The sequence below is a fragment of the Janthinobacterium breve genome, from assembly GCF_051380895.1.
GTDB lineage: Bacteria > Pseudomonadota > Gammaproteobacteria > Burkholderiales > Burkholderiaceae_D > Janthinobacterium.
The window spans coordinates 149,392-161,138 of the sequence record NZ_JBNYXY010000015.1 but is presented as its reverse complement, the minus strand read 5'-3'; the positions used below and the strand labels follow the sequence as shown (position 1 = coordinate 161,138).

Genomic DNA, 11,747 nt, shown 5'->3' with positions numbered 1-11,747 from the left:
GCAAGTTGGTCCCACCCCTTCCCATCCCGAACAGGACCGTGAAACAACTTTGCGCCGATGATAGTGCTGCAACCAGTGTGAAAGTAGGTTATCGTCAGGCTTGTTATTCGCAGTAGAAGAAAACCCCGCCAGTCATGGTGGGGTTTTTTTTCGTCTGCTGTTTTTCGCTATAAAAATCCACTTTTGGCCCCATCTCCAGGTAAATTCGTATATAATTCGCTTCCTGAGATCAGATGGTTTGCTGCCCCACTGGGAGCAAGCTGTTGAAAAAGTTATGCCTGATGACCATAGCAAGTTGGTCCCACTCCTTCCCATCCCGAACAGGACCGTGAAACAACTTTGCGCCGATGATAGTGCTGCAACCAGTGTGAAAGTAGGTTATCGTCAGGCTTGTTATATAAAAAAACCCCGCGTGTGCGGGGTTTTTTTTCGTCTGCAGCGCTCATGGGACTAGATGCCCCAGGTAATGCTTTCACCTTCTGCCTTGGCCGAGCGCAGCATCTCCATCAGTGGATAGGCGCGCTGCGAAAAATGCACTTTTTGCGCGCGCGCATGTGCGCCCGTTTCGCCATCTTCCAGCGTTTCCGGCGTATGGGTATCGTGTTCGATGTCGTTTTCCGGATGCAGTTTGCTTTCCGCGACTTCTTTTTCCAGCAGGGCCAGGGCATCGCCCGCTTCCGTTGGCGTTATGACGCCGCGCGTGGGGTTCTTGTGCAGGATGTCGAGGATACGCTGGGCATGTTCCTGATACATCAGCACTTCAGGGGAGGATTTGGATTTGAATGAGATCAACATAAGCGCTTTCTGAAACTTGTTGTTAGTGTCGAAACAATATCACGACTTGAAATATCGCACAGGCTGTCCGATTGCCCGGATTGCATATTTGCGCGCCGGATATTCCCATCTGTTGGACAACGCACGTATTTACAAGCGCTTGTTCATCGTCAAAATATCCGTTTAAGCGATCATTAAGTCTCAATCTAGTTTCACTGAATCCAAGAAGGTGTCGATGGTGTCACGCGACAGCTTGCGCTCTTCACCGAGAATGATGATCTGGAAGATGCGCTTGTCCTGTGCCACAAAACGGCCGACCAGCAAGACAGGCTTGCCTTGCTGCGTGCCGCTGGCCTCGATGCTGAGCGAACTGCGCTGGTGCATTCCGGCAGCAGTGCTGCTGGCCGCCGATGTGGATTTTTCGCTGCGCACGGTGCCGTTGATATTTTTCAACAGGGCTGTCTGCATGGCGGGCAGGGCCGCTTGCGCCTGTTCTGCGCTGTCGAGCACCGCGCTGCCGATGGCAAAGGTGCTGCCGTCGATTTCGCTCGCCGTCATGGTCAGGCTGACTTTCTTGCCATCGAGATCAATCTCGCGTGTCAGCACCGCCGGCTTGCCTGGAAACAGGGCCGTGAACTGGGCGTCGGGGCTGCGATAGTCGCGCCAGTCGAATTTCGGACTGCAGGCGGACAGCGTGCAAGCTGTCGCGAGCGCGGCCAGGAAAAGGGCAAGTGATGGTTTTTTCATCAGCAGATGGTAGCAGTGCCTCCAGGCACGCGCAATCGTGCACGCTTGGCTTTCACTGGGCGCCTTATATCTCAGGCAATACGCGCCGGTACTGGATCGCTTCGGCGACATGCGGCTGCGTGATCGTGGGGCTGCCCGCCAGGTCGGCGATGCTGCGCGCCACGCGCAGTACGCGGTGGTAGGTGCGCGCCGACCAGTGCAGGCGCGACATGGCGCCATGCAGCAACTGTTCACCATGAGCGTCCAGGCGACAATGCTGTTCGATTTCCATGTTGCTCAAGCGCTGGTTTGCTTTCCCCTGGCGTGCCAGTTGCAGGACAAAAGCTGCTGCGACCCGGGTGGCGATGGACTGCGTGCTTTCGCCTGCGCCTGCGTGCCGCCCCAGCGCCGCCGGCGGCATGGCGGCAACTTCGATTTGCAAGTCGATACGGTCGAGCAGCGGGCCGGACAGGCGACTGTGATAGCGCAGCACGGCGTCGGGCGTGCAGCGGCAACGGCCTGAAGCGTGGCCCAGATAGCCGCACGGGCAGGGATTCATGGCGGCGATCAACTGAAAGCGGGCAGGAAACTCGGCCTGGCGGGCCGCGCGCGAAATGCTGATCACGCCCGATTCCATGGGCTGGCGCAAGACATCGAGCACCCGGCGCTGGAATTCGGCGATTTCATCGAGAAACAACACGCCGCAGTGTGCCAGCGAGATTTCTCCCGGGCGCGGCACGTTGCCGCTGTGATATTCTTTAATAAGAGCGACAAACGAGCTAAAAAATCAATGAGTTAGACGTTTTTTTTGAAATTAATACGACGCTTTTTTACAGAATAGCTGCGACTGGACCCGGTATGAATCAAAATAGCTGCGACGAGCTTGTGCCGCACCAAACTCGCAAAATCAAGCCCACCCGCAGGAGCGTATCCGGGGTATATCCTTTCCGGGGCGACGTTGCAGTCCCATTCGAGTCTACGCTAGAGCGGGATTTTTTGATGCGGTCCGAGTTCTTTTTGGATGTGCTCGACGTCATCGCTCAACCTGCGCAGATACCATTTTTTGGGGTAAATGGGCAGTCCTATACCTACACTCCTGATTTCTTGGTGTATTACAAGCTGGGCAACCGCAGTTACAGTGACTATCCCAAGCCTTTGCTCGTTGAAGTCAAACCTGAAGAGGAATGGCGGCGACATTGGCGTAGCTGGTTGCCAAAATGGAAGGCCGCACGACATTACGCGCATGAGCAAGGCTGGCAGTTCCGCATATATGACGAGTCGCGCGTGCGCGACAAAGTCTTTGAAAATGTCCGCTTCTTCGAGCGATACAAGCGTATGAGCTTTTCTCCAGAGGAGAGCCAATGTGTGATCGACAGCGTTCAACAGATGGGGGCCGCACCCATTCACTACCTTCTTGCTCGCCATTTCATGGGGCTATACCGGAGCCAGGGTGTGGCGCACATCTGGCATCTGATTGCAACTCGGCGTTTGGACTGTGACGTCAGCAAAAGCATCAACGAATTTTCTGAAGTCTGGATTCCGATAAATGTCTACTGAGACCCAATATGTAATGCCCAATGACGCTTTCGAGCCCATCCGCGAGCGCGTTAATGTGAACGTAGGAGGGCTCGTCCAGCGTGGTGAGACCGTCTTCCGTATCGTCCAAGTGCTCGATTTTGAATCACTCATCGGCGTGGATGTCGATACAGGCCAAAGCGTATCTTTGCGCATTGGTGATCTGCGCTCGATCGAGCGTTCGCCAACTGTCACGCAGAATGCCAGCCAGGATTTGGGGGATATCGCCGATGAAGATTGGCGTATCGCTCAGGAGCGCCTTGCAGCAATCAAGCCGCTCGTCGACGCAGGCCGTCTTGGTCGCGAGAATGTCGAGGTGCGGGCGAGCGAACTGAAGATCAACCCGGCGACGTTGTATCGCTGGCTTCAGCGTTATAAGGCATATGGGGTTGTGACGGCACTTATTCCGCAAAAGCGTGGCTGGAAACAGGGAAATGGCAGAATTGATCAGGATGCTGAGGCGTTAATTGAGCAGGTAATTCGTGATTTTTATTTAACGCCGCAGCGACCCACCGCACAGAAAGCAATCACCGAGGTCTTGCGTGCTTGCCAAGCTAAAGGGATGACTGCGCCCAGTCCCACAGCAATCCGCGCGAGGATTTCACGTATTGCCGAGAAAGAGCAGTTACGCGGCCGTGGTCACAAGGAAAAAGCCAAGAACAAATTTCTTCCCGCCGCAGGCAGCTTTCCAAACGCAACCTTCCCGCTCGCCGTCATGCAAATTGATCACACCCCAGCCGATATCATCCTGGTTGACGATGTGTACCGAAAGCCGATTGGCCGCCCTTGGATCACGCTGGCAATGGATGTGCATACACGTGTGGTGACGGGATATTACCTGTCATTCGATCCCCCATCGGAGACCTCGGTCGCCATGTGCGTTGCGCATTCCATGTTGCCTAAAGATGATTGGATGTTGCTGCACAAGGTGGACGCGGAATGGCCTGTTTGGGGTGTTTCAAGGACAATTTATGTTGATAACGGCGCAGATTTCCGCTCGAATAATTTTCAACAGTCGTGTCTGATGTACGGCATCAGTTTGGAGTTTCGGCCAGTCAAACAACCGCGATACGGCGGCCATATCGAACGTATGCTCGGCACGCTACTGCGTGAGATCCACGACCTGCCTGGTACCACCTTTTCTTCCGTGAAGGAACGGGACGGTTATGACTCCGAGAAGCACGCGACGCTCACGAAGTCGGAATTTGAGGAGTGGCTTGTTACCCTTATCACCAAGCTCTACCATCGACGCCTGCATTCCGCGATCGGCCTGTCGCCAATACGCAAATGGGAAATTGGAATCTTTGGCAACGCTGAGGTCCAGGGTATTGGTGTGCCACCCCGGCCCGTCGACAGGCTCACCATCCTGCTCGATTTTCTGCCTTTTTTCCGCCGTACTGTGCAAACTTTTGGTGTCACTATCGATGGCCTGAGCTACTACGCCGAAGCATTGCGGCCATGGATTAACGCCCAGGACGAGAACACGAAGAAAAAGAAAGATCTTATTTTTCGACGCGACCCGCGTGACATCAGTACGATCTGGTTTTTTGATCCCAAGCTTGAGCACTATTTCAAGATACCACTGGCGGACCTGACTTTGCCAGCGATGAGCATTTGGGAATATCAGCAGGCGAAGGACAAATTGAAACGCGACGGCGTGGCCAGCGTGAACGAGCATCAGATTCTTCATGCGATCACCGAGCTGCGCAGCCGAGTTGATGAGGCTGCGGAGAAAACTAAGGCGGCCCGCCGGCAGGCGCAACGTCGGAAAGAGCACGCCAAGAATGTGTCGCCTGCCCAGCCATTGCCAATGCCGAAGTTGCCAGTGGAATCCGCTATGGCGTTACAAGATGGCCTGCTTGATGGTGAAATTAGCGACTTTGGGGATATTGCATGAGCACTTACGAACACATTCACGAAGACTTCCGGCACGTCATGGCGCTGAGCGCTGCAGAGCGGATTGAATTTCTGGATCAGCCTCGCTGGATAGGCTACAAGGTCGCACAAAACATCCTCGATACGCTTCAGGGGTTGATTCTTAAACCCATGCGTCCACGAATGCCCAATCTACTCATTGTCGGTGACTCCAACAACGGCAAGACGACGATCGTCGCGCGGTTTCGTCATCTGTGTGGGCAACCTTATGTCAATGACGAATCTGAACCAGTCAAGCCGGTCATCGTCGCAGAGGCGCCGCCAAGTGCTGATGAGAAAGGCTTGTACATCTCGATCCTGGAACAATTTTTTGCGCCCTATCGGGCAACCGACCCGACATCAAAGCTCAGATATCAAACTATCCATTTGTTTAGGGCTTGCCACGTCCGCATGCTTATTATTGATGAATTTCACTCCCTGCTAACGGGTTCGCCGGTGAAGCAGCGTGAGGTCATGAATGCAATCAAACTGCTTTGTAATGAGCTGGCGATCCCGATCGTCGGTGTCGGTACACGAGAGGCTGTGCGTGTTTTGCATACAGACCCGCAGCATGCCAGTCGATTCGACGTTATGGCGCTGCCAGCCTGGGAACTCAATGTCGACTTTCAACGTCTGCTGGCTGGATTCGAAAAGATATTGCCACTCAAGCTACGGTCAAATCTGCATGCGCCGGAGCTTGCCCAGCGGCTCTACACGATCTCCGAAGGTAACACGGGCAATCTGCATCGCCTGTTGATTGAGTGCGCTGTCGAAGCGATCAAGTCCGGCAAGGAACAGATCGATAAGACTATCGTGGAGAGTAAAGTATGGTTGCGTCCCACACGTGGCATCCGGGAACTGGTCGGATAGAGTCTCGCTGGCCGGTGCCGGTACCACTGGAGGCCGACGAACTCCTCTCGACTTGGCTTGTTCGGGTGGCCTTGTCGCAAGGCTGTGATCCACTCGTGCTCACCGGAGAACTCTGGCCGAAGTGGCGAGTCTGGACGCTTGATCTTGATAGAGGCGTCGCCACTGAACGATTACGCATCTTGGAGCGCATGTCTGGCATTGATATGTCCGCGCTGGACGCCGCGTCACTGCGAATAATTGCAATAGCGCTCGGAACGACGGTACCCGGCGACGTAGCGGTCATTCCCTGGATTTTGGCACTGGGCTCGCGCAACCGCCAGCGTCACGGCGGCCTCCAATACTGCCCGCAGTGCTTTGGCACCGATAACTCTCCCTTCTATCGGCTTCAATGGCGCCTTGCCTGGCATAGCTGTTGCCGCGTCCACGGCGCGGCGCTCCTTGATCGTTGTTGTCACTGTACGGCCCCCATCGAACCACACCGGCTGTCACCGCCTCAGAGCCTTTTGAGCGTCTGCTCATCATGTGGTTATGACCTGCGCGCGTGCCACACAATGGCCGCTGACGCCGGGCCATTGGCGTTCCAAATTACAGCTGATGATGTCGTCAGATGTGGATATGGAAAATACGGTGAATTCACATTAGCCACCGCCGAATGGTTTTTCCTCAGCAGATATTTCCTTATGTTGGTGCGCGTCGCTGTACGCAACTCGTCATGTAACTTGGCCGGTTGCCTGGCCATGTTGGGCGCCGACATACTTGGAATGCGTCCTGCGGTCACCGGGTTGGGTTTTGAATTGCTGCCGGTTGGTGAGCGCGCAGTACTTTTGGCTGCCACTGGCAAACTGCTGGCCGCTGGCCCGAGGCACTTGCTGGAATCGGCGCAAGCATCGTCACTGAGGTCCGCTACATTGAGGCAAGGTCTGCCAAATTTACCTGCGCACATTCGCGATATTGTTGACGCTCTGCCAAATCAATCGCGCAGTCGAAAAGCAAACAGCAAAACCGGAGAAATTGCCCCATTACCACGCAAGGTGGTCACACGCATATGGGCGCGTCTCCAACGTAAAATGCGGCGGATTTCATGAGGACCTCTTCACCGGTGGTACAGTGTTGCGATCAATGTGGGCGCAACATGCTTAAAGCGCATCGGGTATATCGTGGAGAGCGTTTCTGCTCGTCGTGTTATCCCAAGGTGTTCGAGCGCCGACAATGCCCTGCGTGTGAGCAGTTCGCCCGCTTGCCCAAGGCCGACCTGACTGCTATCTGCACGACATGCGAGAACGACGTGCCCTGCGCCAGGTGTGGAAAGACTGATTACAACATCGGAAAAATCACATCCTATGGTCCCGTCTGCAATAGCTGTTCCATGTATTTCCGGCCCCGGCATGCCGTTGTCACTAGACCACCGATCGACACCACCCTAGTTAACATACCAAGCGATGTTTTAGCGGCAACAAGCAGCGTGTATGCCACGTGTCGAAGTTGCAAGCACCACCGTATCGTTGCAAGTTATATCAACAGAATTCCATTGTGCAAGGCTTGTAACGAAATTGGTCTTATTCCCTGTCCATTGTGCGGTTGCGAGATGCCTGCCGGACGCGGCAAGCGCTGCGCGGATTGCTACTGGACAGGCACGTTCTTTAGCCGGGCCAATCTTGACGAGGCTGGTTTGTCGACACTGCAAGTAACGGTTCTTTTTAAGGAGTTCGGCCTCTGGCTCATCAACGAAGTGCCGAAGCAAATCGCCGCGCAGTCGATTCATCGATATTTTCTATTCTTCTACGACATTGACAAGAAGTGGGGCGCGATACCGAGTTACGAAAACCTGTTGGATCATTTCAACGCCGAAGGCCTGCGGCGGGTTCGCTTACCGATGCGCTGGTTAAATGAAACATTACGAGTGGTCGTGGACGCTAGCCTACGCGAGCATGCATCCGAGCATCGCCGCATCAAAGCCATTGTCTCGCTATTGCTACCGGAGAGCATGCCAGCGAAAATACTGTTGGCATATAGAGATGACCTGCTTGGGCGGATGGCTGATAGCAAGATTACACTCAGAAGTGTCCGGTTATCCCTGCAGCCGGCGGCCGCGCTATTGGCGGAGTGCGAGGCGGACGGGATGTCTGTCCCAGGGCAGTTGTCACTGAATCGGTATCTGGCGAGGGTACCTGGCCAACAGGCCGAAATTACTGGGTTTGTTGGATTTATCAATAGCAAGTATGGCGCCGGCGTGAACATTGAGCACAAGAAAAGCCAAGCTCGTGCCAACCGGAAAAAAAAACTTGAAATAGATCTAATCTCTTTAATCAGCGCGGCGAGTACTGATCCACTTTTCCTTCGCCAGTGGCTATCGGTTGCACTAGCCTACTTTCATGGGTTACCGCGCAGGGTCGGCAAGCGGCTCGAAGATAGCAAGATTTCTGTACAAGCTGACGGCAATTTTTACGTTGCCGTTGATGAGAAAAATTACTGGGTACCCCATTGGGATTTTCATGCTGGCGCCACACATGCGAAGACGCGATAGTTGCATTATTCGCCGAGTGCGGGCAATGAAGCCGGTCGCGCCGGCACGTGAGTATTCTCATCGCCGCCGCCACCGATTCGCATAGGTCGCCGCCGCCGAATCGCGTAAAGCGCCGCCACTCGTTCTCATTCAGCGCAGCCAAGTGTAGCCCATTCAAGGTACTGAGATTTCGTGTATTTTTCGGAGGAGCAAGATGTTATTCTTCATGGCCACGGCCAAGTGCCGACGTCCAGCAGCTGCGTGGTTTGTTGGTTTTGTTAAACTTGTATAAATTTACAGTAAAACTGAAGTAAGCCCCGCTGTTGCTGGGGCCTTAGGCGCTGTAAATGGATGTAAAATATTTTGTACTTCCACAGAACGGCAGCTTATGAACATCTACGAAGTCGGCAATGCAGTTCGCGTACGTCGCCTGTCCCTTGGGCTGACGCAGCTACGCCTGGCGAAGTTGGCTGGTCTTTCGCGCCAGACGGTGCAGCAACTGGAGGCTGGAACCATTGCCGACTTGAGTTTTGGACGCGTGGTGAATCTGCTGGGGGTACTTGGACTCAGTTTTGCCCCGCCGGCGATCAAGGCCAGGGAGAAAAAGCGCGGTTTGTGGATGGCGGCAAAAAATGCAAGTGTCAGTTACCGGGGCGAACTAACTAGCGAGCAGCTGCAGCAGGCCTTGGCTAGCGGACAGGTGCCGGCAAACCATACATCGCAGTTGCTGCACTTCCTGGACGAAACGCCCTTGCAGGTGGTAGTGATGGCGGTCGAGGAAACCGCGCATCTGGAAGCCGTCCCACCGGCGCGCATTTGGGGGGGCGTCGCCCAGCTGGCTCGTCAACTGGACAGTACACGCAGCGATCTCTGGCTATAGCTGTATTTGTAGCAGCAGGCGGGATTGTATCCGGTGAACATGGGGGCAACGCGATGAATAGGTCTTTATGAAATTGGCTACCAAGTACCTTCTATAACTAGCTTGTCTAACTGAGTATTCTCATCAAAATGGATACTGATTCTCACGGCAAAGTGGACACCGATTCTTCTCGCAAATCGGATGCCAAATCTCATCTCAAAGTGGCCACGCATTTCTCAAAACGGACAGCTGTTCTTCAAAGCAGCGAGCCGTTAAAGTATTCGCATCATCGCCGTCAGCGATTCGTATAGGTTGACGCCGCGCATTCTCGTAGAATGCCACCACCGACGAACCACGTGACCCATCGAGGCACTAAAGGTATAAAACCAAGCTTCAGCACTCTTCCGACTAGCTCAAGAAGTAAGCGATGCGAAGGCCCGCTTCCGCACCAGTTCTCAGACCTTCGCAATTAATTCCAATTAGCCCAAAGCAATAATCGGTCTTTCCTTTCTTTTAAGTTTTTCGTATTGCAAGTAGAATTGCTACTGGCAACCAAAATATTACGAGGTGACTACGCTCCGGGACCTTCGTTCCAGCTTGTATGTCATTGCACTACTCAGTCCAACCGGAATAGAGAATGTGGCCTCGCCGAACACAGCACAACAGATAAACGATGCAATGAGTGACCACAGCACGAAGCCGCAACTGGAATTTCTGAAACCCCGATGGCTGCGAGATCTGTTGCGGTTCGCGCCGCTAAAAAGCCAATTCGTTCTCTCCGGTAATGTCCGCGATTTGCAAGCGTGCGAGGTGTCGCCTGGAATCGTTACGGCCCAGTCCCTAACCAGTACGCTTTGCGATGGCTTGCGCGAGGCAGGCTACACCCAATTTATCGCCTGGAATCCGTTGACGGGTTTTGCTGTCCCTGCAAAGGGAGTAGCAGCAAACGAGTCACCAGATCAACTCCTTGGCAGCCTGGGCTTGGCACCAGTAAATGGAGTAGCACCAGGTGGCATCGACAGTGTAGGTGCGGTCATGGAACGCCTAGTCGGGCTTACCGGACCGCCCACTGCACTGATCATCGATTTCGCCTCACGCCTGACGGTACGGGCAGAATCGCTCACCACCGCTGAACACAGCATGTTCACGCGCGCCCTGGTGCTGGGACATACAGCGCAGGCACGCCCGCATGGGGAGCAGCGCCGTCCGTTCTTTAACACCATCATATGGATTGTCGATAAAGAAAGCGATATTCCGGATTGGATCCTGATCGACAATCCGCGGGTTCGCCACATTCCTGTCGCGAAACCGGACAGCGCCGCACGGCGTGCCTTGTCACCCGCGCTGCTGCGGGCGGTTCCCGGATTCCAACAAGCAGCCCCTGACATCCGTGCCGATGCCGAGCGCGCATTCATCGATGGCACAGAAGGCTTGCTACTGTCGGACATGAACGCCATCGCCACACTGGCGCGGGTGGAGAGTGTTCCCATGGAAAGAATTGTGGATGCTGTCAGGCGCTACAAAGTCGGCGTCACCGAAGACCCTTGGCTACAAATCGATCGCGACAAGATCCGCAACGCGGAAGCAGAGGTAAGCAAGCGAGTCAAGGGGCAAACGCACGCGGTCACGCATTTGCTGGATCTGGTGAAGCGCGCAATGACCGGCGTCGGTGCGCAACGTAAAGGCGGACGTCCGCGCGGCGTCGCATTTCTGGCTGGCCCCACCGGTGTAGGCAAGACCGAGTTAGCTAAAACCATTACGAGTTTGCTGTTCGGTGACGAGAGCGCATATATTCGTTTCGATATGTCCGAATTCAGTTCCGAACATGCGGACCAGCGCCTCATCGGCGCGCCGCCCGGTTACGTCGGGTATGACGTCGGCGGCGAACTGACCAATGCGATTCGAGAAAAGCCCTTCAGCGTGGTGCTCTTCGATGAAATCGAGAAAGCCCATCCGCGTATCCTCGATAAGTTTCTGCAGATCCTCGATGATGGCGTGCTCACTTCAGGTCGTGGTGATCGCGTCTACTTCTCCGAAGCACTGATTATCTTCACCTCGAACCTGGGCATCTACCGACAGAATGAATTGGGCGATCGTGTGCCAAACGTGGTGCCCGGGGAGCCGTTTGTCAACGTGCAGGAAAAGGTGCGAGGCGAAATCGAGCACCATTTTAAGGTGGTGTTGAACCGGCCTGAAATCCTGAACCGGATCGGCGAGAATATCATCATCTTCGATTTCGTTCGGCAGGAAGTTGCCGAACAGATTTTCGAGCACATGCTGCGTACCGTACTCGATGACGTCAGTATGCAAGGTATTGCCATCGAACTGGACGAGGTATCGGAAGCCGCGCTGAAGCAACTTTGCCTACGCGACCTGTCGAACGGCGGCCGAGGCATCCGCAACCAGATCGAAGCCTATCTGATCAATCCGCTGGCGAGAGGATTGTTCGATCAGAACGCGCAAGCGGGTGACGCTTTCATCCTCACAGGAATGGATGCGGCCGCACTGCGCCTTCGAAAGCGCTAG

9 protein-coding genes, 2 rRNA genes and 1 pseudogene are annotated in these 11,747 nt (G+C 54.6%); 9 read left to right on the top strand and 3 right to left on the bottom strand.

All coding sequences use genetic code 11. The annotated features are described in order from the left end of the window. Together rrf (ACQ4W0_RS27475) and rrf (ACQ4W0_RS27470) are read left to right on the top strand one after the other, a co-directional pair. Positions 1–100: ribosomal RNA gene (gene rrf / locus ACQ4W0_RS27475) — 5S ribosomal RNA — on the top strand; the annotation flags it as partial. A gap of 177 nt (positions 101–277) precedes the next feature. Further along, a 5S ribosomal RNA gene (rrf, locus tag ACQ4W0_RS27470) occupies positions 278–390 on the top strand. A gap of 60 nt (positions 391–450) precedes the next feature. Here rrf (ACQ4W0_RS27470) and ACQ4W0_RS27465 read toward each other — a convergent pair. The 3 genes and pseudogenes from ACQ4W0_RS27465 to ACQ4W0_RS27455 all read right to left on the bottom strand — a co-directional run. Continuing rightward, positions 451–795, bottom strand: a complete 345-nt coding sequence (locus tag ACQ4W0_RS27465) for a DUF1840 domain-containing protein (protein ID WP_436579622.1) — start codon at positions 793–795, stop codon at positions 451–453. A 180-nt stretch (positions 796–975) separates the two neighbouring features. Next, positions 976–1,521, bottom strand: a complete 546-nt coding sequence (locus tag ACQ4W0_RS27460; RefSeq protein ID WP_436579621.1) for a hypothetical protein — start codon at positions 1,519–1,521, stop codon at positions 976–978. 64 nt (positions 1,522–1,585) lie between these two features. Beyond that, positions 1,586–2,281 (bottom strand): annotated as a pseudogene (locus ACQ4W0_RS27455) (ATP-binding protein); the annotation flags it as partial. Positions 2,282–2,358: 77 nt separating this feature from the next. Between ACQ4W0_RS27455 and ACQ4W0_RS27450 the strand changes: the two are divergent. From ACQ4W0_RS27450 to ACQ4W0_RS27420, 7 genes are all read left to right on the top strand, one after another. Next, complete coding sequence (locus tag ACQ4W0_RS27450) at positions 2,359–3,057, top strand: TnsA endonuclease N-terminal domain-containing protein (protein ID WP_436579620.1); 699 nt, start codon at positions 2,359–2,361, stop codon at positions 3,055–3,057. Then, a complete protein-coding gene (locus ACQ4W0_RS27445; RefSeq protein ID WP_436579619.1) occupies positions 3,047–4,972 on the top strand; it encodes a TnsB C-terminal domain-containing protein in 1,926 nt (641 codons plus the stop codon). The genes ACQ4W0_RS27450 and ACQ4W0_RS27445 overlap by 11 nt, the downstream gene beginning before the upstream one ends. Beyond that, positions 4,969–5,859, top strand: coding sequence for a TniB family NTP-binding protein (locus ACQ4W0_RS27440; protein ID WP_436579618.1), 891 nt, complete (start codon positions 4,969–4,971; stop codon positions 5,857–5,859). Before ACQ4W0_RS27445 ends, ACQ4W0_RS27440 begins: the two co-directional genes overlap by 4 nt. Then, positions 5,817–6,944: a TniQ family protein gene (locus tag ACQ4W0_RS27435; protein WP_436579617.1), complete on the top strand. Its 1,128-nt coding sequence runs from the start codon at positions 5,817–5,819 to the stop codon at positions 6,942–6,944. The genes ACQ4W0_RS27440 and ACQ4W0_RS27435 overlap by 43 nt, the downstream gene beginning before the upstream one ends. A gap of 500 nt (positions 6,945–7,444) precedes the next feature. Next, positions 7,445–8,383, top strand: coding sequence for a hypothetical protein (locus ACQ4W0_RS27430; RefSeq protein ID WP_436579616.1), 939 nt, complete (start codon positions 7,445–7,447; stop codon positions 8,381–8,383). A gap of 367 nt (positions 8,384–8,750) precedes the next feature. Next, positions 8,751–9,242: a helix-turn-helix transcriptional regulator gene (locus ACQ4W0_RS27425; protein ID WP_436579615.1), complete on the top strand. Its 492-nt coding sequence runs from the start codon at positions 8,751–8,753 to the stop codon at positions 9,240–9,242. Positions 9,243–9,899: 657 nt separating this feature from the next. Then, on the top strand, positions 9,900–11,747 hold the full coding sequence (locus ACQ4W0_RS27420; RefSeq protein WP_436579614.1) for an AAA family ATPase: 1,848 nt from the start codon (positions 9,900–9,902) through the stop codon (positions 11,745–11,747).